We start from the raw sequence: 20,703 nt of genomic DNA, 5'->3' as shown, positions 1-20,703 counted from the left end.
TATTAAGCAGCAGCTTCGCAGCCAAAAGACTGCGAAGCTGAAAAACTACTCCAGTCGCCGCAACAGCAGCATCGGCGACACGGTTAACACCGGGCGCAACTGCCAGCGCCCGAACAGCGCCAGTACCACAGCACTGATAAACGGAATCGGTAACACTATCTGCCAATGAACGCGGAAAGCCCCTTCGAACATTTTCATCTGAAGTGCGAAGACCGCGGCTTCAGCCGCAACAACCCCGAGAATGCCGGCAAAACCTCCCAGCAACGCGAATTCCAGCATGGTTGCCCGCACCAGCAAACTCTGACGACCGCCCAAGGTACGCAGCAGCGCCCCTTCGCGCTGGCGATCCTGCAAAGTGGCACTGACCACCGCCGCCATCACCACCAGCGCAGCGGCCAGAATCAACCCCAGGATAGCCTCGATGGCTTGGGTAATTTGCACCACAATCAGCTGAATGCGCTCGATAATATTGTCAACTTCGAGCACCGACACTGTGGGGAACTGGCGGGAAAACGCGTTCAGTTCGTTTTTCGCTGTTTTCGGCAAAAAGAAACTGGTGATCCAGGTTGCCGGCAACTGGCGCAGACTGCTGTCTGGCGAAAAAGCCACGTAGAAGTTGGGTGTCATACTGTCCCACTGCACGCTGCGGATACTGGTCACGGTTTCAGTGATCTGCTCGGAACCAATGGTGAAGGTCAGACTGTCACCCGGCGTAATACCAAGCTTTTCAGCCAGCTCAGATTCCACCGATACGCCGTCAGTTTTGCCTGGGGCAAACCATTCACCATCAACAATGCGGTTGTTTTCTGGCAGCGTGTCCATCCAGGTCAGGTTCAGCTCGCGGTTCAACGCATTCACCCGCTCGTCTTTACTCACCGCCTCTTTCACCGGTTCGCCGTTGAGCAACGTCAGGCGGCCACGCACCATGGGATACATAGCGTCCAGAGGCTGACCGCGGCTGTTCCAGAACTCGTCGATATCGTTCACAGCCTGGGGGCTGATATTCACCATAAAGTGATTGGGCGCGCCTGCAGGCAGCTGCGCACGCCAGTCGTCCAGCAAAGAGGTGCGCACCAAAATCAGGGTGGTGGCTAGCATCAGCGTCATCGCGAATACAGCAATTTGTGACAAGCTCGCCTGGCGGTGTCGGTAAAGACCCAATAACGCCAGGCGCCAGGCGTTGCCGCCGCCGCGCACTGTGCGCAAACCCAATACCATCATCCAGCCCAGCAACACCAAAGTCGACAGAAGTAGGCCCAGGCCCACTAATAACGCCAACACCAGCTGCACATCGCCGGCGTAAGCCCAGACCAAACCAAACACACCCACGATACCGATGATGAAGTCGGGTACCAGCTCGCGCCGGGATTCCCCCGGCTGGCTGCGCAGCACCCGCATCGCGGGCACTTTGCGCAGGCGGCGTATGGGCGGGTAAGCAAAAGCGAACAGCGACACAAGGGCCGTCAAAACCGCCGGCGTTAGCGCCTTCGGGTCGAGGTAAACGTCAACTGGCTGATCCAGAACATCACCTAAAATCTGACTCAGGCCCCAGAACAACGGCAAGGCCACCAGCAAACCACCGACCATGCCGACAACGCCCCAAACGGCCAGTCGGCGCAAGTACAAACGGCCGATGCGAGGGCTGCCGACCCCCAGGGTTTTCAGCAGCGCTACCGTATCGCGCTGCGACACGGCGTATTGACGACTGGCCACTGCCACCGCCACCGCGGCCAGCAGTACGGCCAGGCTGCCGCCCAGCAGCAGGAAGCTTTCGGCTCGTTCCAGTGATGCCGACAGAGTTTCACCGTCACGCACGCTGCGCCATTCCTGACTGGGTTGCAGCTGGGGTCTTAGCCACTGTTCAAAACCCGATAGCTCAGCCGCACCGCCAGCGAACAGATACACAAAGCTGACCCGGCTGCCTTCTTGCAGAACGCTGGTCGATGCGACATCAGCTTGATGCATCATCACCCGTGGCGCCAACGCTGCCATGTTAAAGCCACCGTCAGGCTCGCGCTCCAGCAGACTGCCGATCACCAACGTGCGAGTGCCCAACTCAAGCTCATCGCCCACATTCAGTTCCAGCAAGCGCAGCAAGCGCGGGTTTATCCAAATCTCACCGGGAGCTGGGCCAGATTTCAGGGTTTGCCGTGGTTCATCAAAGCTCGTGCGAATTTCGACTTCGCCACGCAGCGGATAACCATCGCTGACCGCTTTTACCGAAACCAATTGGAAGTTGCCACCGCCAAACACCATGGTCGAGAACTCGGTCATTTCCGCCGTTTCCAATCCACGCTGTTGTGCCTCAACGAGCCAGGCCGGCGGCAGCGGTTGACCGTTTTCCGATTCCAGCTGGCGGTCAGCGGCCAGAAACGAGCTGGCCGATGACACCAGGGTGCGTTGCAACTGGCTGGCAAACAACGCGATGGTGGCCACCGTGGCCACGGCAATGATCAGTGCCGCCAACACCACCCGAACATCCCGCTCGCGCCATTCGCGGCGCACCGACTGCAATTTACCGGTGGCCGCCATCAGGTTACTGCCTCCTGGCGGGTTTCCGGTTCGCTCAGCACGCCCCCCTCAATGTGGAACTGTCGGCCACAGCGGACCGCCAGCTGTTCGTCATGAGTAACCATTACCAACGTGGTGCCCTGCTCGCGGTTCAGTGCCATCAGCAAATCCGATACGTCTTTGCCGGTACGGTTATCAAGGTTGCCGGTGGGTTCATCGGCGAATAGGATCGCAGGTTCGCAAGCAAAGGCGCGGGCGATGGCCACCCGCTGCTGCTCGCCACCGGATAATTGCCGCGGGGTATGAGTCAGACGCTCTCCCAAGCCTACCCGTTGCAAAAGCTCTCGCGCTCGCGCTTCGGCATTTTGGCGACCGGCCAGTTCCAGCGGCAACATCACGTTTTCAAGAGCGGTCAGAGCCGGCAATAATTGAAATGACTGAAACACAAAGCCAACTCGTTGGGCTCGCAGCGCGGCGCGTTCGTCTTCGCCCAGAGCGCTGATGTTTGCACCATCCAGTTCAACACTGCCTTCGCTCGGCGTGTCCAGCCCAGCCAGCAAGCCCAGCAAGGTGGTTTTTCCGGAGCCGGAGCGCCCGACAATAGCGACGGAGTCGCCTTGATTGATTTCCAGGTTGACTCCTTGCAAGATCGTTAGCGTATTGGATTCAAGGTCCACCTTGTGTGTCAGCTTGCTGACCCGCAATATCACGTGGGGGTTTGGTAGCGTCTGGTCATTAGATTGATTCACGGCTCTGGTTAATCCTGTCCTGTGGCGAAAAATTTGGGAGACTACGCAGTGTTCAAGAATACGGTTTTACCGGCGGTCAGATCATTTGCACTGCTGCTTGTGCTGGTTATGACGCCAGGTTTGATCAGTGCCAACACCCTGCTGGTAATGGGCGACAGCCTGAGCGCGGCCTATGGCGTACCGGAAGAAACCGCCTGGGTAAATTTGCTGCGCCAACGCCTGGCCGACAAGGGCCACAACGACTGGAGCGTGGTAAATGCCAGCATCAGCGGCGAAACAGCCGACGGCGGAGCCCGCCGGCTGCCGGGTTTACTGAACAAGCACCAGCCGCAACTGGTGATCGTGGAGCTGGGTGGCAACGATGGCCTGCGCGGTTTTCCACCGCAGGTGATCGAAAAAAACCTGGCTTTGATGCTCAAGAACAGCCAACAGGCTGGCGCCCAAACCCTACTGGTGGGTATGCAAATACCACCCAATTACGGCGACCGTTACACCCAGGCTTTCGCCGCTATTTTCGGAGATCTTGCACAGCGCTTCAACTCCGCACTGGTGCCCTTCTTCCTGGACGACATTTACAACGTTGACAGCTTAATGCAAAGCGATGGCATTCACCCCACAGAACCGGCGCAAAGCATTCTGTTGGACAATGTGTGGCCCCACCTGGTGCCTTTGCTTTGAGCCACCGCTAACAAACCTTTTATTTCAGGGTGTTGACTCCGGCGTTCAAAGCGAATAATATCCGCGCCGACTTGATGCTGTTCCCTGATAGCTCAGTTGGTAGAGCAACGGACTGTTAATCCGTTTGTCGCTGGTTCGAGCCCAGCTCGGGGAGCCAATTATTTTAGAATGCCGCTGATTCGAAAGAATCAGCGGCATTCTTCATTCTGGCCGTCAAAAAACCTGGGGGCTTTGATAAAAACCGGTCAATACTTTGAACAACGTATAGGCGTCGTCGGAACCAATCATCTCGCGAATGGAATGCATACCAAGCTGGGGCACGCCAATGTCCAGGGTGGTCACACCCAGATTCGCGGCTGTCAGCGGCCCTATGGTGCTGCCACAGCCCATATCACTGCGCACCACGAAGGTCTGGTGGGGCAGGCCCAACTGGTCACTCAGGTGACGATACACAGCCGCCGAACGGCTGTTGGTTGCATAACGCTGATTGTGATTTACTTTGATTACCGGGCCAGCGTTTAGCTGAGGGCCGTGATTCTCGTCGTGCTTGTCCATAAAATTCGGATGAATGCCGTGAGCGTTGTCCGCCGAAATCATCATTGAATGGGCAATCGCACGGCTTTTTCCTGCGCCACACCAGCGCTCCAGCACCGAGCTTAAAAAAGGCCCCTGGGCACCTTCAGCCGACATACTGCCCACTTCTTCGTGATCGTTGCACACAAGTAACGCCGGCTGTTCACCGCTTGTTTCCAGCAATGCTTGCAAGCCGATGTAACAGCTCAACAAATTATCCAGCCGCGCTGAAGCAATAAAGTTATTGCGCAGACCTACAAAGCCCGCTTGCTGCACGTCGTAAAAGCTCAGTTCGTAGCCCAGAATACGCTCGGCGGTAACGCCGTTCTCGGCTTTCAGCTGAGTGATCAGCAGGCTGGCAAAATCGGTGGTGTCATCTTCAGGCACCTGCATCAGGACCGGAGGCAAATCGGTTTGAGGGTTCACCGTGCGGTTGCTGTTTGCTTCGCGATCCAAATGAATGGCCAGGCTGGGTATAAACGCCACCGGCTTGCGGAAGTCGATCAGCGCATCCTGCACTTGCCCGTTGCTGTCACCGTATGTGACTCGCCCGGCCAGAGAAAGATCGCGATCAAACCACGGGTTCAGCAAGGCACCGCCATAGACTTCAACGCCCAGTTGCAAGAAGCCTTTGCGACGGAGTACCGGATTGGGCTTTACTTTCAGGCACGGGCTGTCAGTGTGAGCGCCAACCATGCGCACGCCGGCTTTGGTTGTGTCCGTATTACCAGTACGAAAAGCCACAATCGACGAGCCGTTGCGAATAACGTAATAACCGGTGCCGGCTTGCAACGACCAGTCGTCTTTTTCATCCAGCGGATGAAAACCCGCGCTGTCCAGCTGCTTTTTCATGGTAGCGACAGCGTGCCAGGGCGTTGGTGACTGGTTCAGAAACGAAAGCAGATCGTTGTTGAAATCAATATGTTCCATGGTGTCCTTAATTCAATAATAATAGTGGCAATAGTGTGCCATGCAGACCCAGATCCTCAATCCTACAGGAGCCCAGCCCTTGGCCAAACCGTGTTTTCTCGATATTGAATACTATCAGAATGACGACACCCTATTCCCCACTGCCATGGCTTGGTCACTGGTGGATGGCACCATGAAAACCGTGGTTATTGCACCAGAAGACGACTGGCTGCCAGAAGACGGCGATACCGGCGATATCGACCTGAACTACCTTGAAGAACAGGGCGTGCCACTGATAGAACTGACCCGCGAACTGCACCAGGACTTGCCTGACCAGACGGTTTACGTAGACGGTTTGGATCCGGACGAAATTCTGATCGACCGAATTTTTACGGCGATCGGCCAAGATGCGCCTTTTGAAATCGCACCAATCACCGACCTGATCACCGGCGTAGACAGCGAAACCCTGGAAGACGAACGCCGCGCCCTGCTGATCGAGGAAGGTCTGGAACCGCAACTGCCGGAAAACGGCGTGTATGCGCTGCTAATGTTGGCCCAACACTACGGCGTACTGGGCGACGACGGATTCGTCGAAGAGACCGATTCTGAGGGAGAAGATTCTTAGGGGACGGATTTGAAATCCGTCCCCTATCCTGATCTTGATCCTCAAGGGACAGATTTCAAATCTATCCCTTGTCTGGCCCTGCCCCCTCAGCCTTAGCCAACGTAGAAGGCGCTCTTATCTCGCGCTTGCAGCGGGTGGCGTATGTTCCAGCAGCGGTGAATACGCGGGTTGCGCTGAAAATCCTTGTCGATGGTGCTTTTGCTGATCTCCTCAACCGCAAACTCCGCGCTGACTTCGTCGTCTAGCTTAAAACGGCGGAAGTTGTTGGAAAATACCAGCAAGCCATCATTGGTCAAACGCTGCATGGCCTGGCGAATCAGCTTGGCGTGATCTTTCTGAATATCCAGAACCCCAATCATTTTCGCCGAGTTGGAGAAAGTGGGTGGGTCCATAAAAATCAAATCAAAACGCTGGTCAGGCTTGGGCTTGCTTGCCAGCCAGGCCAGACAATCTACCGCGTCCACCTGATGCTTTTGCGGATCAGCCTGGTTCAGTTCCAGGTTATCTTTAGCCCAGCTGACGTAGGTGTGTGACATATCCAGGCTCAGAGAGCGGCTGGCACCGCCGGCAATCGCGTGTACCGTGGCCGCGCCGGTGTAACAGAACAGATTCAGAAAGCGTTTGCCGCGGGCATTCTGCTGAATCCACTGGCGCAGCGGGCGGTGGTCTAGAAACAAACCGGTATCCAGGTAGTCTTTCAAATTCACTTTTAACGTACAACCGTGTTCCTGTATTTGGAAAAACTCGCCACTGGCCGCCTGCTTTTCATACTGATTGGCGCCGGTTTGACGCAAGCGCTGTTTGCACACCAAGCGGTCACGCGGAATGCCCAGCGCTTCGGGGATCACCGCCAGGGCTTCTGACAGACGCTCACGAGCAGCACGCTCGTCGATGGTCTTGGGCGCCATGTATTCCTGCACGTGCACCCAGTCATTGTAGATATCAATCGCCAATGCGTATTCCGGCATGTCGGCGTCATACAGGCGGTAACAGCTGATGTTCTGTTTGCGGGCCCACTGACCAATGCTTTTAACGTTCTTTTTCAAGCGGTTCGCCAGCATGGCGGCGCGTTCTTCGTTGGCAATGCGCGGTAGAATTTCACCCGGCGCTGCCGGATCTTTCGGAATACGCGCGCTGGCCTCATCTACCGTGAACAGCAGCAGCTGGGCCGGCAGCTTACCGTTGAACAGCTTGTACTGTTTGAAACTGCGCAGGCCAATGGATTTGCCGAACTCCGGCGCTCCGGTAAACACTCCCAGGCGCCAGTTTGGCGTTACCCGTTTTACCGCCGCGCCCAAGGCCTGATAAATTTCTGCCAGTGACTTGCGCTCACTCAGGCGCTCACCGTAAGGAGGGTTAGTCACTACCAAGCCCTGTTCGGCCCAGTCACCGTTGAGTTCAAGCTCTTGCAGCGGTATTTCTGTGAGCTCAATAATGCTATCCAGCCCTGCCCTCTGCAGGTTGTTGCGTGCCGTTGACAAGACCCGGCGATCTTCGTCAAAGCCGGCAATGCGCGGTATGCGACCTTGTTTGCCGGCATGGGCACGGCGTTCCACTTCCTGGCGTAGCGACATCCACAGCTCAGCATCGTGGCCGAGCCATTTTTCGAAACCAAAACCGTCCTGACGGCGGCCCGGCGCAATGTCCAGAGCCATCAGCGCAGCTTCAATCAACAGCGTGCCGGAGCCGCACATTGGGTCAATAAAATCACCGCCGGCGGCGACCGTTTCGGGCCAGCCAGACCGAATCAGCAGCGCAGCTGCCAGATTTTCCTTCAGCGGCGCCCGGCCCTGCTCTTCGCGATAGCCGCGCTGATGAAGGCTGTGCCCGCTCAAATCAATACCCAACGTTAACAGGCCGCGGTGCAAGCGCGCCGACACAATCACATCGGGCGTTTTGCCCTCTACCGCCGGGCGCTGACCTCCGTTGGCCGTGAAGCGATCGACAATGCCGTCTTTCACCCGTTGTGCGCCATACTGGGTATTGCGAATAGCTTCGTTCTCGCCAATAAAATTCACTTTGAAGCTGCCGCTAACCGCAATGTGCTGCTGCCAATCCAGATGCACCACGCCGTCATACAACTCGTCATCGCTGGTTGCGGCGACTTCCGCCACATGCAAGATGACTCGGTTCGCCAGGCGTGACCACATGCAAGTACGGTACCCCCCTTCCAACGTGCCCTCCACCCAAACACCAGCAGGCGCGTGGCGAACCAGGCTTAGACCGAAGCCGTCCAGCTCGTCCGCCAGCAAATATTCAACGCCTTTCGGGCAGGTTACAAAAAAGAGAGGTAGGGACAAGTTGAACTCCTGGTTTTATCGGGACGGCTAAGTTTCTGGAATTGGGCTCATTAACCACTTTAGGGCTAATTTTTATGCGTATAGCGTCTAAAAAATAGACTTATTAGATCGAAATAGTGTTGTACTTTAACAGCCAGTTCGGCATACCTTGTACTTGACGCGTCGTTTCGGGGCAACTGCCCCCAGTAACAGGATCCTGACTGCTCTGGTGTGAGCTGGCAATAGTGGGTTGTAGCGAAAATCATTTCGCCACTCTGTTTGTCACTGCCTCTGCAGAATGTGTACACGCTTGTTTCTGTTAATCCATCAGTGAGGAACGGCATGAAAAGACAGAAAAGAGACATGGTCGCTCGAGCATTCAAGCGGGGTTATCTCGCAGGAGTGTCCGGTAAATCGAAAGACAGCTGTCCCATTGAACAAGCTGAAGTTCGTCAAGAATGGCTAAATGGGTGGCGAGAAGGCCGCACAGATCAATGGGATGGTTTGACCGGTGTCTCTGGCATCCATCGATTAGCCACCGTCACCACTGCGTGATGGACGTAGTGGTGAAGTTTATCATTAACGACATTACTAAATTAAGTTCGGTGTTTGTACGCAACCCACTAATCGGAGCAATCTGAAAACTGGATGAGTAGTCGATAAAACCGAACGGGGCCACCCGCCCCGTAAAATCGCGGTAAACCGCCGGGGACTGTAGTTCCCCATAAAGGGCTCGCTTAGCGGGCCCTTTTTTATGGATAACATGTGGGCATTTCCTCAACCCAGCGCTTTAATCGCTGCTGCCGCTTCACCAATCAGCCCAGGACCCCTGTATATAAAGCCGGTATAGATTTGCACCAATTTGGCACCCGCCTGAATTTTGTCCGCCGCGCTGGCACCATCAGTAATTCCGCCCACACCGATAATCGGCAGTCGTTCACCCAACTCGGCGTGCAGTCCGCGAATAACGCGTAATGAGGGTTCGCGTACCGGCGCACCGCTTAGGCCACCGGCTTCGTTACAGTGCTTGTGGCCGGCCACGGCTTCGCGATTAATCGTTGTGTTGGTCGCAATCACCCCATCCAGTCCGCTTTCCAACAGCGCCGTTGCGACAAACCGAATGTCAGCGTCGTCCATATCCGGCGCAATTTTCACCGCGATGGGCACATAACGTCCATGCTCTTTTTGGCAACTGAGTTGTTCATCTTTTACAGCGGCCAACAACCGCTTCAGCGAATCACCAAATTGCAGATCCCGCAGGCCTGGTGTATTCGGCGATGAAACGTTGACCGCAATATAGTCAGCGCGGCTATACACGGCGGTGATGCACTTGCGGTAATCCAGCGCCGAGTCTTGGTCAGGGGTATTTTTATTCTTACCTACATTGACACCCAGTACCCCGCGAAATTTTCGGCGGTCTAACTGGGCCAGTAAACGCTCCAAGCCTTGGTTATTAAAACCCATGCGGTTAATAATGGCCTGATGTTCGGACAAGCGAAACATACGGGGTTCGGGATTGCCGGGCTGAGCCAGGGGCGTGACCGTCCCCACTTCAATAAAACCAAAGCCGAGATCGCCCAAAGCGTCCATATGATCGGCATTTTTATCCAGCCCCGCCGCCAATCCCACCGGATTGGGAAACTCCAGACCCATCACCGTTACCGGGTGTGCAGGTACATCCGGCGCCAAATACTTCAGCACGCCCAGCCGGTGGGCCACATCCAGCCCTTTCAAGCTAAGATTGTGTGCCCGCTCTGGCGGCAATTTGAACAGCAGGTTGCGAATCATCCCGTACATCAAAACACCCTCAAGGATACTCTTACAGATACGCTCAAAAATAATCTCAAACACACGCGTCAAGATACACGCTAAAATTTGTGTAGGGAGTATACCGGAAGTTTTCCACAGCATCCTGCGCGGTTAGGGCGCGGTTCGAGTTTCGTCGTAACTCATTGTCTGGTTGGCTCCACTCAGGCTTGTCCACGGAATCTGTGGATAACTCTGTTGAAAATGCCGGTTTAACGCGTTCCACGCCTTGCAAGCAGCGCTTGGTTACTAATTGCTCACTTTTTGATCAGTTAAAATTTCCTTTATTTTCAAAAACCTATATACTTAGCAATCGACCAGTTTTTAAAATAACAAACCATATTGGCTGCCAATCGGCTTACACTCTTGTACATAAAATCAGCAGAAAAAACACTTTACCTGATCTATATACGTAGTAACACGACGACACTTTGGCCACATCTGAAACACCTCGCTACCCTTCGCTGGTTTATTCCGGCTAACCGGCAAGGCTTGATTTGCATTGTTAAACGCGCTCTGGAGCATTTGCTATGGAACACACGACACCGGCACCCGCTGACAGATACGCCAATCTGGACAAGGAAAAACAGGCCGCCAGCCGGGTTACCGTGATTGGCATGGTGCTGGACGCGATCTTGGGGCTGTTCAAGATGGTGGTAGGCACCCTGTTCCATTCTCACGCGCTGGTGGTGGATGGCATTCACTCGTTCACGGACGTGGCCTCTGACCTGATGGTATTGGGTGTGATGCGGATATCTCGGCAGGCACCAGATGAAGACCATCCCTACGGCCACCAACGCATTGAGACGTTTGGCACTTTGTTAATGGGTAGCCTGCTAATTGCAGTTGGCGCCGCCCTGGCCTGGGAAAACGTGCAACGGCTATTCACAGACGACCTAACCTTCACGCCGGGCTGGCCGGTGCTGGTTGTGGCGCTGCTGTCGGTGGTGGGCAAAGAATGGATTTTTCGCTACACCCGTAAGGTGGGCGAGGAGATACGTTCAGATCTGATCATTGCCAACGCCTGGCATAGCCGTACTGATGCTTTCTCATCAGGTATTGTGGTGCTGTCTACCATTGGCGCCATGCTGGGCTATTTGTGGCTGGATACCCTGGCAGCGGTTGTTGTGGCAGGTATTATCATCCATGTGGGTTGGAGCTTTGGCTGGAGTTCTATAAAAGAACTCGTCGACACAGGCCTTTCTGTTGAAGACACCGAGCGATTGCTTGCCATTGCCAGTGATATCGACGGCGTTCGTGATGTGCACGAACTGCGCAGCAGGCGCATGGGCGACGATATCCTATTGGATGTGCATTTAGTGGTACGCCCGGACGTCAGCGTGTCGGAAGGGCACCAAGTAGGTATGCGCGTGGTAGGCGCCATGCGCAAAGAGCTGGACAACATTCGTGACATCAACTTCCATATTGATGCGGAAGACGATGAAAGCTACCACCCAACGTCGGCCTTGATGCCCTCTCGCAAAATCATTCAAAAGGCCATAAATCAGATCACGCCTGAAGCGCCTACTGGCAATCGGATGCACCTGCACTACCTGAAAAACAAGGTGCATCTGGAGCTATTTCTAGACGGCAGCGAGGCCGATTTCGATAGCGCCAAGTTACGCACACAGCTAAGCGAGTTCCCTTGGTTTGGAAGCCTGAGGGTTTGGCAGACTGCCGACTGAGCAGCAGTCTGTAAACGCTCTTTAACGGCTTAGCGGCGACGGTTGGCTTCCATCCGCGACAGGAATTCCTGCATGATCAGGGTGTAAAGCTCACCGCCCAGGAACAGATCTTCCACCCCGGCGTCAATGCTGGGGTTGTCGTTCACCTCAATCACCGCTACCCGGTTACCAGACTGCTTGATGTCTACACCGTACAAGCCGTTACCAATCAGACGGGTGGCATTCAGCGCCGCCTGAATCACATTGCGCGGCACCTCGTAGGTGGGCATGGTTTCAAAACCGCCGCTGTTGCTGCTGGATTCCGTGTGTTGGTAGATCTGCCAGTGACCCTTCACCATCAGGTATTTGCAGGCGTAAATGGCACGCCCACCCAATACGCCAATGCGCCAATCGTAATCTGTGTAAAAATATTCCTGAGCCAGTACCAGCGCCGACTGCTTGAACAGTTCCCTCAAGCCTTCGCGCAGAGATTTCTCATCTTCAGCCTTGTTAACGCCGCGAGAAAAGGCACCGTCGGGTATTTTGATGACCACCGGGAAGCCCAACTCATTGATCACCTGCTCTACCGCGTCTTTCTGATCTTTCGACAGAATCAGGGTTTTTGGAGTGGGCACTTTGTTGTTTTTTAACAGGTCGGCCAAATACACCTTGTTGGTGCAACGCAGAATCGACACCGGATCATCAATAACGACCAGCCCTTCCGCTTCGGCTTTGCGGGCAAAGCGGTAGGTGTGATGGTCAATAGCGGTGGTTTCGCGAATAAACAGGCCGTCGTACTCTGGAATACGCATGTAATCGCGACGGGTGATCTGCTCTACGTTAATGCCCAGCTTGCGACCGGCTTTTTCGAAGCGTTTGAGGGCTTCTTTGTCACTGGGAGGCATTTCCTCATCCGGGTTCACCAGAATGGCCAGATCAAAACGATAGTTTCGGCGGGCACGGGGCTTGCGCCACACCATACCGCTGAAACGATCCAGCGAGCTGGCAAACACGTCTTGCTCCTGTTCCTGCAAATCTACCGGCGCAGCCGGCTTCATGGATTCGATTTGCCAGGTTTTACGGCGCTTGAACACCACTTCCAGAATCGGACACGGGAGGCGATCAAACAGCGCACGCGCGACCGGTTTTAATTCCGGCTGGGACGACTCGCCAAAATACGTGCGTATGCGCACTTCCTTCGCTGAATGAGAATTCTCCGCTGTAGGCACAATAGCCGCATCCAACCATTGAATCACGCTGGCGTCCAGTTGTTCCAGCTGCAACGAAAACAGGCCTTTGCGGCTCAGGTCGTTCAGCGTAATCACCGAAGGCACCACGTTGTGGCCACGGGCTTCTGCAAGCAGAGAACAGTAATAGCCACGGCTGAGGTAGCGGGCACTCTGGCACAGATTAATCACTCGCACCCGGCTCGAAGCCGGCGCAGCGAATTGCAGGTACTGATCAAACGTCAGTACGTCTGTACTCGGGTAATACGGCGCCCAGTCTTTGGCGCGATCTACCACAATCAACAATCGAGACATATTTGGGCGCTACTTTCAAAAGACGACATCCAGCGGATGGCATCGGTAAATTTTCGCAACAATACGCGGCAATTCAGTGCGCTACAATCATCATATGATCGATGCTTTTACGCATACCTACAATGCTTGCGCCCGCGCCGCGCAAGCCCATAATACTCCAATACGGGAAGCGTGTGCGCATGCCCTTTTGTACGTCTGTTCAGGCCACCGATTTATGTCTTCAATTGTGCTTCGCCAGGCCGTCAGTGACGATCTTGACGCCCTTTTGGCCTTGGAGCATCGCTGTTTCAATGAAGACCGGATTTCTCGCCGCAGCTTTCGCCGTTTTCTGGAAATGCCGCGGGACCGGTTACTACTGGCCAGCGATGGCGACACCCTGTTGGGTTATTGCCTGGTATTGATGAGCGCAGCAACTCGTTTAGCGCGCATTTACTCCATTGCCGTTAACCCTGGCTCTCGTGGTAAAGGTATCGGTGAAAAGCTGGTTCAAATGGCTGAGACCGAGGCGGCGGACGCAGGGCGCATTGTAATGCGCCTGGAAGTAAGAGAAGACAACCCCGGCGCCATTGCGCTTTATAAACGTTTGGGCTACCGCCAATTTGGCAGCTATCGCGATTATTACGAAGATCACGGTAACGCCCTCCGCTTTGAACGCCGAATTCTGTTTTACAAGCCACACGCACAATTCCCGCCGGTACCCTATTACCCACAGACCACCGAATTTACCTGTGGCCCCGCGGCGTTGATTATGGCGATGGCGGCGTTGAACCAACAGCAGTCACTAACGACCCTGGAAGAACTCAAAATCTGGCGTGAAGCCACCACCATTTTCATGCTCTCTGGCCACGGCGGCTGCGGCCCCCACGGCTTGGCACTAGCGGCTTGGCAAAGAGGCTTTGAGGCCAGCGCATGGATCAGCAACGAAGGCGCACTGTTTAAAGACACGGTGCGTAACGACGATAAAAAACGGGTGCTGGAGCTGGTACACGAAGGCTTTATGCACGACCTCAGCCAAACCGGCATTGAACTCCATCACGACCCGCTGACCCTGACGGGGTTAGAGCAAGCGCTGCTGGACGGGCGCATTCCACTGATTCTGATCAGCACCTGGCAGCTAAACCGCAGCCGGGTACCTCACTGGGTAACCGTGTGCGCCATGGACGACCAGTTTGTGTATCTGCACGATCCAGAGATTGATGTAGATGAGGGGGAAACCGTGGCCGACAAGCAATACCTGCCCATCGACCGCCGGGTGTTCAGCAAGATTTCCCGTTATGGCAGCAATCAGCCGTTGCAAGCCGCGGTGATTGTGGGGCCAAAACGCGCTGTTTAACGAAAGCGTCAGCTAACGAAAACATCCGTCTGCTGCAGCGGTTATCCGGTACGCAGCGACGCTTCTTTTAATTCGGAAATATCATCACGCAATCGCGCTGCCGTCTCAAAATCCAGATCGGCCGCGGCCTTGTACATTTCGTCCTCCAATCGCGACATTTCCTTGAGCACTGCCTGCGGCGACTTATTGCCCACCAGAGCACGGTAATGTTCGGCTTCTTCTGCGGCCTGCTGACCCGGGCGCTTCGATTTGTTGCGGCCACGGCCACCACTGCTGGCGCCCTCCATGACGTCGGCAATTTTTTTGGTCAGGCCTTGGGGCGTAATGCCGTTTATTTCGTTGTGCTCAGCCTGTTTAGCTCGCCGGCGCGCCGTTTCATCAATCGCTCGCTGCATGGAGCCAGTAATGCGGTCGCCGTACAAAATCGCCTTGCCATTGATGTTACGAGCGGCGCGGCCAATGGTCTGAATTAGCGAACGCTCGGAACGCAAGAAGCCTTCCTTATCTGCATCCAGAATGGTCACCAACGACACCTCCGGCATATCCAGTCCTTCACGCAGCAGGTTAATGCCCACCAGCACATCAAATTCGCCGCGGCGTAAATCACGGATTATCTCCACACGCTCGACCGTGTCGATATCTGAGTGCAAATAGCGCACGCGGATATCATGCTCCATCAAAAAATCGGTGAGATCTTCTGACATACGCTTGGTGAGTGTGGTTACCAGCACCCGCTCGTTGACCGCTACCCTGGCGTGAATTTGTGATATCAGATCGTCAACCTGTGTTGACGCTGGCCGTACTTCAATTTCTGGATCAAGCAGGCCAGTCGGCCGAACAACTTGCTCAACAACTTGACCCTGGTGCTCGGCTTCGTAGTTACCGGGGGTGGCCGACACAAAAATCATCTGCGGCGCAATGCGCTCCCACTCTTCAAAGCGCATGGGGCGGTTGTCCAGAGCCGACGGCAAGCGAAAACCGTATTCCACCAGAGTTTCCTTGCGCGAGCGGTCGCCTTTATACATGGCGCCGATCTGCGGAATACTGGCGTGGGACTCGTCCACCACCAATAAAGCGTTCGCCGGCAGGTAGTCAAATAACGTGGGTGGCGGCTCACCAGGGGGCCGGCCCGACAGATAGCGGGAGTAGTTTTCGATGCCGTTGCAGTAACCCAGTTCCTGCATCATCTCCATGTCATAACGAGTGCGTTCTTCCAGGCGCTGGGCTTCGACCAAGCGATTGTTGTCGCGCAACTGCGTCAGACGCTGGTCTAGCTCCACCCGAATATGCTCGATGGCGTCCAACACGTTTTGTCGCGGCGTTACATAGTGCGACTTTGGATACACCGTCACTCGTGGCACACGGCGAAGCATCTCGCCGGTCAGCGGATCGAAAAAGCTCAAATTTTCTACCACGTCGTCAAACAGCTCGATGCGAATGGCTTCTTTTTCCGATTCTGCCGGGAACACGTCGATCACATCGCCGCGCACACGGTAATTCGCCCGATGGAATTCGATATCGTTACGGGTGTACTGCAATTCAGCCAAACGTTTCAAAATAAGGCGTTGATCCATCTGATCACCGCGATCCAGATGCAACATCATCTTTTTATACGACTGCGGATCGCCCAGACCGTAAATGGCCGATACCGTCGCCACAATGATTGCATCCGGGCGTTCTAGCAGAGCTTTTGTCGCCGACAGCCGCATCTGCTCGATGTGTTCGTTGATGGAGGCGTCTTTTTCAATAAACGTGTCGGATGACGGCACGTAAGCTTCTGGCTGGTAATAATCGTAATAAGACACGAAATACTCGACCGCGTTATTCGGGAAAAATTCGCGGAATTCGCCATACAGCTGGGCTGCCAGAGTCTTGTTGTGAGCCATCACGATGGTGGGCCGCTGAATCTGCTGGATGACATTGGCAATGGTGAAGGTTTTACCGGAACCGGTCACCCCCAGCAGGGTCTGGTGGGCCAGCCCGGATTCGATACCATCTACCAGGGCGGCTATGGCTTTAGGCTGATCACCGGCCGGAAGGTAGGGTGAGTGCACCTGAAAAGCGCCCTCACCCACATTGGGTTGTTCAACGTTTTCAAAGCTGTTGACCATAACCTGAGAAAATCCTCGATGGCTCTGTAAGCCGTGGAAATTGGCACTACCTTACCGAAATATAGTGCGTAGATAGTACATAGATAGTACATAGAAATTTAGTGTTACGCCGGCTTCGTGCTAATATCTCCCTGATCGACGGCTGGAGGAGGTTCAGCCAGCGCAGCTGACTCCGGCCGATCACAGCCCTTTTCAGATGCAGCTTTAAGGAGCGCAAGTTTGGACCTTCAACTTTCTAGCCGTGTGCAGTCAATCAAGCCCTCACCCACTCTAGCAGTCACTAACATAGCAGCAGAACTTCGTGCTGCAGGCCAAGACATTATTGGCCTTGGCGCTGGTGAGCCAGACTTCGATACGCCAGATCACATCAAGGCGGCTGCAATTGAGGCTATTCATAACGGCCAGACAAAGTACACCGCGGTCGACGGTACTCCAGCGTTGAAGAAGGCAATTATTGCCAAATTCAAACGCGACAATGGTCTAAATTACGAAGCGAACCAGATACTGGTATCAAGTGGTGGCAAACAAAGCTTTTTCAACCTTGCCCTGGCCGTTCTGAACGCCGGCGACGAAGCCATTATTCCTGCGCCTTACTGGGTGTCTTACCCGGACATGGTGCTGGTAGCCGAAGGCAGGCCAGTCATTCTGAAAAGCACCGCGGAAACCCGCTTCAAGATCACCCCACAGCAACTGGAAGGCGCGATCACCGATCGCACCCGACTGTTCGTCATCAACAGCCCGTCTAATCCCAGCGGCATGGCGTATACCCTCGAGGAATTGCAAGCGTTGGGCGATGTACTGAAAAAGTACCCGCACGTAATGATTGCCACCGACGATATGTACGAGCCAATTCTGTGGACGGGTAAGCCTTTTTGCAACATTCTAAACGCCACCCCGGAATTGTACGACCGTACCTTTGTCTTGAACGGCGTGTCTAAAGCGTATGCCATGACCGGCTGGCGCATCGGTTATGCCGCAGGCCCGGCCAAAGTTATTGGCGCAATGAAGAAGATTCAGTCGCAAAGCACGTCTAACCCGGCGTCTATCTCACAGGCAGCTGCGCAAGCGGCACTCGATGGTAGTCAGGACTGCGTGCAGACCATGGTGACGGCATTCCATAAGCGTCACGATTACCTGGTGGAAGCCCTGAACACCTTGCCCGGCGTTGAGTGCCTGAGGGGCGACGGTACTTTTTACGCATTCCCGAGCTTTCAGGGCGCGATTGATGCTGATAGCAGCGTGAGCAACGATGTGGAGTTCGCGGAAAAGCTGTTGAAAGAAGCAGGCGTAGCGCTTGTTCCTGGCTCAGCATTTGGCATGCCAGGGCACATGCGATTGAGTTTTGCCACCAGCCAGGAAATTCTGACGAACGCGATTGAACGGCTGAAGAAAGCTCTGGGATAAATTCCCCTGAGGGGGTTGACGAGGCGAGGCGGCATGACTAGTATACGCGCTTCGTCTTACGACGATGTTCCCTGATAGCTCAGTTGGTAGAGCAACGGACTGTTAATCCGTTTGTCGCTGGTTCGAGCCCAGCTCGGGGAGCCACTATTTAAAAACCCGCTAATTCTTTGGATTAGCGGGTTTTTTTGTTCTGGTGTTTGCCGTGGTAGCGCCAGAAACAACCGCGAACTACAAGCCCGCCACCTCAGCATAGATCGCTTCCAAAGCAGCCAGAGGATCAGCAGCCTGGGTGATGGGGCGGCCGATGACCAGATAGTCGGAGCCGGCTTTTAAGGCCGCCACGGGGGTCATGATGCGTTGCTGGTCGCCTTTGTCGGCGCTGGCCGGGCGAATGCCAGGGGTAATTAACTGAAAGGCTGTACCCTGCTCTGCTTTTAGCTTGGAGGCTTCTTGCGCTGAGCAGACTACGCCGTCCAGGCCGCAGTTTTTGGTCAGGGTGGCCAGGCGCGACACATGCTCTTCGGCAGAAACATTGATGCCAATGCCGCTGAGGTCGTGTTCCGTCATGCTGGTCAGTACGGTGACCGCAATCAGCAGCGGCTTGTCGGTGCCGAAGCGTTCCAGGCGTTCGCGGCAGGCGGTCATCATTTTTTCACCACCGGAGGCGTGCACGTTCACCATCCACACACCTAAGTCCGCCGCAGCGGCAACCGCACCCGCGGCAGTGTTGGGAATGTCATGAAATTTTAAATCCAGAAACACCTCGAAGCCACGCTGTTGAAGCTCGCGAACTAAAGCTGGGCCGCTGCTGGTGAACAACTCTTTACCCACTTTCAGGCGGCATTTTTCTGGATTCAGCTGATCGGCCAAAGCCAGTGCCGGCTGATCAGAGGGGAAATCGAGGGCAACGATGATGGGGGATGCTTGGGAGCCTTGCACGCTGGGGTTCCTGACGTTAAATGAATGGATGTAATCTATAGGGGATCGCTGGTTTATTCTGCGTCTACGCCCTGAATCGGGCGAACGGTTTCCCATTGACGGCAGCTTGGGCACAGCCAGTGCAACTGCTGGCCGTCAAAACCGCAGTTTACGCAGCGGTAGACAGAGCGGTTGTGCAGTATCAATTCGCCGATACGGCTGACCAAACGGCCTTCATCGGTGGTCATGCCCTTTTCGTATCCGGCCATTTCAACCAGCTGCAATAGGCCGCGTACGCTAGGGCGGACTTCCAATTCGCCACGAAGTAGAGCAATAGCTGCCGGGCGGCCGGAGCGGCGCTCTACCGATTCTACCAGCGCCAGCAACAAGCTGGTGCTGGGGTAGCTTTCATAAAGTTTGCGCAACTTGCGACCGAGCTTGCCAACATCGCCATGTTCGCGTTCCAGCTTCATCAGCTGGTCGATGGCTTCCGGGCCGAAGTCAGGGTTCTGCTCGAACACTTTGAGTGCCATGGTGCCGGCTTCGCGGAAGCTACCCTGACGAGTCAGCAATTTCATTAGTATCAGAGTGCCACGCACGCAAGAGCGGTCGAATTCCAACGCTTCTTTGGCCAAGCGCTGAGCGCTCCAGCGGTCATCTTTGCGCAATGCTTGTTCAGATTTTTCGCAGGTCAGATAAGCCAGAATTTTAAACATCGCAGGGTCTGCGTCACCGCGGGTGAGCGTGTGAGCTACCTTAGAAGCTTTACCCCACTCACGCTCGCGTTCGTACAGATCAATCAGCTGGATTGCGGCACTACGGCCGTATTCACGATCGCCCATCAGCTGCTGCAATAACGTCTCTGCACGGTCGAGCAAACCGGCATTGAGGTAGTCCAGAGCCAGCTCGAGGGTCACTTGAGGAGAATAACGGGCAGGAAGCTCAGGGCGATCGAGCAAATTCTGATGAATCAGAATAGCGCGGTCTGTTTCGCCTTTGTTGCGGAAATGGCTGCCAATGGATAAATGCAGGCTGACGGTGTCGCGGTTGACCGCCAGTGACTGAACAAAATTATCAACGGCTTGGTCGGAGTAGTTGGTGAACAGAAATTGTAAACGGTCACGCACCGTTTCTTCATCTGCTATTACCTCATTGCGGTTGCGCGAACCCCCGAAGCGGCCAACAGCCCAACCAACCGCGACTGCTGTGCTAACCAGCAGCCACTGAAAAATCATATCCATTAAACCGTCCGGTCGTTCTGGGCCCGCTCTTTTTCCAGTGTTTGTTCAGTACGTTCAAGCTTTTTCTGCAGGGATCGCCGCGACACCCTGGCCTTTACCGTAGCCAGTGTGGCCATCAGAACACCCACCACAGCGCCAATCACAAAGGCCAGGATTATCCACATCGCTACACCATGGGGGCGGGTTTCAAAAACCAGAAAATTCAGCGGAACGGCCATCTGATTGTTCAACGAGAACACCAGTGCTAACAGAACCAGCACTAATACCAACAGAACGATCAGGATTTTCTGTAATCCCGCCATAACAATAGAACTCCTGAAGGCCATTCAGGCCCGACTGAGAAACGGCACCCAACGCAAAA

General features: G+C 54.8%; 16 protein-coding genes and 2 tRNA genes. 8 read left to right on the top strand and 10 right to left on the bottom strand.

The genetic code is table 11. The features are described from left to right. Nucleotides 1–45 precede the first annotated feature (45 nt). The gene (locus MRBBS_RS07425) at nucleotides 46–2,532 is read right to left on the bottom strand and encodes an ABC transporter permease (protein ID WP_014870837.1); all 2,487 of its coding nucleotides are present in this window, start codon (nucleotides 2,530–2,532) and stop codon (nucleotides 46–48) included. After that, complete coding sequence (locus tag MRBBS_RS07420) at nucleotides 2,532–3,260, bottom strand: ABC transporter ATP-binding protein (protein WP_014870836.1); 729 nt, start codon at nucleotides 3,258–3,260, stop codon at nucleotides 2,532–2,534. Before MRBBS_RS07420 ends, MRBBS_RS07425 begins: the two co-directional genes overlap by 1 nt. Nucleotides 3,261–3,308: 48 nt before the next feature. On the opposite strand from MRBBS_RS07420, the gene MRBBS_RS07415 reads away from it, so the two are divergent. Both MRBBS_RS07415 and MRBBS_RS07410 read left to right on the top strand, forming a co-directional pair. Then, nucleotides 3,309–3,938 (top strand): arylesterase, encoded by a 630-nt coding sequence (locus MRBBS_RS07415; RefSeq protein ID WP_014870835.1) that lies wholly within the window; start codon nucleotides 3,309–3,311, stop codon nucleotides 3,936–3,938. Between the two features lie 81 nt (nucleotides 3,939–4,019). Then, nucleotides 4,020–4,095, top strand: a tRNA-Asn gene (locus MRBBS_RS07410). Nucleotides 4,096–4,151: 56 nt separating this feature from the next. On the opposite strand, the gene MRBBS_RS07405 is transcribed toward MRBBS_RS07410, so the two are convergent. Next, nucleotides 4,152–5,441 carry a M18 family aminopeptidase gene (locus MRBBS_RS07405; protein ID WP_014870834.1) on the bottom strand — a complete coding sequence of 430 codons (1,290 nt, stop codon included), beginning with the start codon at nucleotides 5,439–5,441 and terminating at the stop codon, nucleotides 4,152–4,154. 79 nt (nucleotides 5,442–5,520) lie between these two features. Between MRBBS_RS07405 and MRBBS_RS07400 the strand changes: the two genes are divergently transcribed. After that, nucleotides 5,521–6,045, top strand: a complete 525-nt coding sequence (locus MRBBS_RS07400) for a hypothetical protein (protein WP_014870833.1) — start codon at nucleotides 5,521–5,523, stop codon at nucleotides 6,043–6,045. A gap of 92 nt (nucleotides 6,046–6,137) precedes the next feature. Here MRBBS_RS07400 and rlmKL read toward each other — a convergent pair whose 3' ends face one another. Then, the gene (gene rlmKL / locus MRBBS_RS07395) at nucleotides 6,138–8,345 is read right to left on the bottom strand and encodes a bifunctional 23S rRNA (guanine(2069)-N(7))-methyltransferase RlmK/23S rRNA (guanine(2445)-N(2))-methyltransferase RlmL (RefSeq protein ID WP_014870832.1); all 2,208 of its coding nucleotides are present in this window, start codon (nucleotides 8,343–8,345) and stop codon (nucleotides 6,138–6,140) included. A 321-nt stretch (nucleotides 8,346–8,666) separates the two neighbouring features. Between rlmKL and rmf the strand changes: the two genes are divergently transcribed. Continuing rightward, nucleotides 8,667–8,879: a ribosome modulation factor gene (rmf, locus tag MRBBS_RS18895; RefSeq protein ID WP_014870831.1), complete on the top strand. Its 213-nt coding sequence runs from the start codon at nucleotides 8,667–8,669 to the stop codon at nucleotides 8,877–8,879. 222 nt (nucleotides 8,880–9,101) lie between these two features. Here the strand turns inward: rmf and MRBBS_RS07390 are convergent, their stop codons facing one another. Continuing rightward, nucleotides 9,102–10,121: a quinone-dependent dihydroorotate dehydrogenase gene (locus MRBBS_RS07390; protein ID WP_014870830.1), complete on the bottom strand. Its 1,020-nt coding sequence runs from the start codon at nucleotides 10,119–10,121 to the stop codon at nucleotides 9,102–9,104. Nucleotides 10,122–10,660: 539 nt separating this feature from the next. Here MRBBS_RS07390 and MRBBS_RS07385 point away from each other — a divergent pair. Beyond that, the gene (locus tag MRBBS_RS07385) at nucleotides 10,661–11,815 is read left to right on the top strand and encodes a cation diffusion facilitator family transporter (protein WP_014870829.1); all 1,155 of its coding nucleotides are present in this window, start codon (nucleotides 10,661–10,663) and stop codon (nucleotides 11,813–11,815) included. Nucleotides 11,816–11,844: 29 nt separating this feature from the next. Here MRBBS_RS07385 and MRBBS_RS07380 read toward each other — a convergent pair whose 3' ends face one another. Continuing rightward, nucleotides 11,845–13,335 carry a RimK family protein gene (locus MRBBS_RS07380; RefSeq protein WP_014870828.1) on the bottom strand — a complete coding sequence of 497 codons (1,491 nt, stop codon included), beginning with the start codon at nucleotides 13,333–13,335 and terminating at the stop codon, nucleotides 11,845–11,847. A gap of 214 nt (nucleotides 13,336–13,549) precedes the next feature. Here MRBBS_RS07380 and rimI point away from each other — a divergent pair, with 214 nt between their 5' ends. Further along, nucleotides 13,550–14,668, top strand: coding sequence for a ribosomal protein S18-alanine N-acetyltransferase (gene rimI, locus MRBBS_RS07375; RefSeq protein ID WP_014870827.1), 1,119 nt, complete (start codon nucleotides 13,550–13,552; stop codon nucleotides 14,666–14,668). A 41-nt stretch (nucleotides 14,669–14,709) separates the two neighbouring features. Here the strand turns inward: rimI and uvrB are convergent, their stop codons facing one another. After that, nucleotides 14,710–16,779 (bottom strand): excinuclease ABC subunit UvrB, encoded by a 2,070-nt coding sequence (gene uvrB, locus MRBBS_RS07370; protein ID WP_014870826.1) that lies wholly within the window; start codon nucleotides 16,777–16,779, stop codon nucleotides 14,710–14,712. Nucleotides 16,780–16,998: 219 nt separating this feature from the next. On the opposite strand from uvrB, the gene MRBBS_RS07365 reads away from it, so the two are divergent. Both MRBBS_RS07365 and MRBBS_RS07360 read left to right on the top strand, forming a co-directional pair. Further along, a complete protein-coding gene (locus MRBBS_RS07365; RefSeq protein WP_014870825.1) occupies nucleotides 16,999–18,183 on the top strand; it encodes a pyridoxal phosphate-dependent aminotransferase in 1,185 nt (394 codons plus the stop codon). Between the two features lie 68 nt (nucleotides 18,184–18,251). Continuing rightward, a tRNA-Asn gene (locus tag MRBBS_RS07360) sits at nucleotides 18,252–18,327 on the top strand. 84 nt (nucleotides 18,328–18,411) lie between these two features. On the opposite strand, the gene pyrF is transcribed toward MRBBS_RS07360, so the two are convergent. The 3 genes from pyrF to MRBBS_RS07345 are packed head-to-tail and all read right to left on the bottom strand — an operon-like array spanning nucleotide 18,412 to nucleotide 20,644. Further along, complete coding sequence (gene pyrF, locus MRBBS_RS07355) at nucleotides 18,412–19,122, bottom strand: orotidine-5'-phosphate decarboxylase (RefSeq protein WP_014870824.1); 711 nt, start codon at nucleotides 19,120–19,122, stop codon at nucleotides 18,412–18,414. A 53-nt stretch (nucleotides 19,123–19,175) separates the two neighbouring features. After that, nucleotides 19,176–20,342, bottom strand: coding sequence for a lipopolysaccharide assembly protein LapB (gene lapB / locus MRBBS_RS07350; RefSeq protein WP_014870823.1), 1,167 nt, complete (start codon nucleotides 20,340–20,342; stop codon nucleotides 19,176–19,178). After that, complete coding sequence (locus tag MRBBS_RS07345; RefSeq protein ID WP_014870822.1) at nucleotides 20,342–20,644, bottom strand: LapA family protein; 303 nt, start codon at nucleotides 20,642–20,644, stop codon at nucleotides 20,342–20,344. Before MRBBS_RS07345 ends, lapB begins: the two co-directional genes overlap by 1 nt. Between the last annotated feature and the right edge of the window lie 59 nt (nucleotides 20,645–20,703).

Origin of the sequence: Marinobacter sp. BSs20148, from assembly GCF_000283275.1 — a bacterium.
In the GTDB taxonomy this organism is placed as follows: Bacteria; Pseudomonadota; Gammaproteobacteria; order Pseudomonadales; family Oleiphilaceae; genus Marinobacter; species Marinobacter psychrophilus.
The sequence above is the reverse complement of the archived record's forward strand: the minus strand, read 5'-3'. Positions and strand labels throughout refer to the sequence as shown.

Bases quoted from the DNA above. Each gene is read 5' to 3' on its own strand.
- rmf (WP_014870831.1), top strand. From the start codon at position 8,667: ATGAAAAGACAGAAAAGAGACATGGTCGCTCGAGCATTCAAGCGGGGT.
- MRBBS_RS07425 (WP_014870837.1), bottom strand. From the start codon at position 2,532: ATGGCGGCCACCGGTAAATTGCAGTCGGTGCGCCGCGAATGGCGCGAG.
- rimI (WP_014870827.1), top strand. From the start codon at position 13,550: ATGTCTTCAATTGTGCTTCGCCAGGCCGTCAGTGACGATCTTGACGCC.
- lapB (WP_014870823.1), bottom strand. From the start codon at position 20,342: ATGGATATGATTTTTCAGTGGCTGCTGGTTAGCACAGCAGTCGCGGTT.
- uvrB (WP_014870826.1), bottom strand. From the start codon at position 16,779: ATGGTCAACAGCTTTGAAAACGTTGAACAACCCAATGTGGGTGAGGGC.
- MRBBS_RS07405 (WP_014870834.1), bottom strand. From the start codon at position 5,441: ATGGAACATATTGATTTCAACAACGATCTGCTTTCGTTTCTGAACCAG.
- MRBBS_RS07385 (WP_014870829.1), top strand. From the start codon at position 10,661: ATGGAACACACGACACCGGCACCCGCTGACAGATACGCCAATCTGGAC.
- MRBBS_RS07345 (WP_014870822.1), bottom strand. From the start codon at position 20,644: ATGGCGGGATTACAGAAAATCCTGATCGTTCTGTTGGTATTAGTGCTG.
- MRBBS_RS07380 (WP_014870828.1), bottom strand. From the start codon at position 13,335: ATGTCTCGATTGTTGATTGTGGTAGATCGCGCCAAAGACTGGGCGCCG.
- MRBBS_RS07390 (WP_014870830.1), bottom strand. From the start codon at position 10,121: ATGTACGGGATGATTCGCAACCTGCTGTTCAAATTGCCGCCAGAGCGG.